The organism is Belnapia sp. AC561 (assembly GCF_979252845.1).
In genome coordinates this window covers 1-272 of the sequence record NZ_CEEDBP010000227.1, presented here as the reverse complement: position 1 = coordinate 272, position 272 = coordinate 1, and the positions used below count along the sequence as shown (strand labels likewise).

Below are 272 nucleotides of genomic sequence, written 5' to 3'. Positions count from 1 at the left end.
CTTGTTGTCGGTGTGAAAGAGTCGTCAAAACTGCGGCGTCTGTATAAATTTCAAGAGAAACACTATACAAAACGCTTACAAAGTTTACCCATGGGAAGGATAGGACAGCGCCAGTTGTGTGCGGTTGTGCACGCGCGTCAGTCTCAATATCTGGGAGACATAAAGTTTTACGGTGTTTTCGGTAATGCCCAATTCGCAGGAGATCTGGTAATTAGTCATCCCTTTGGCGATCAATTGCGCGACCGCCAACTGCCTTCTCGATAGTTTGTCGA

General features: G+C 46.7%; 1 protein-coding gene. It reads right to left on the bottom strand.

Annotation, left to right across the window (positions count from 1 at the left end; translation table 11 throughout):
* Positions 1–84: 84 nt before the first annotated feature.
* A partial coding sequence (locus AC0IW9_RS30865; RefSeq protein WP_471652116.1) for a response regulator transcription factor occupies positions 85–272 on the bottom strand: 188 nt, incomplete at its 5' end.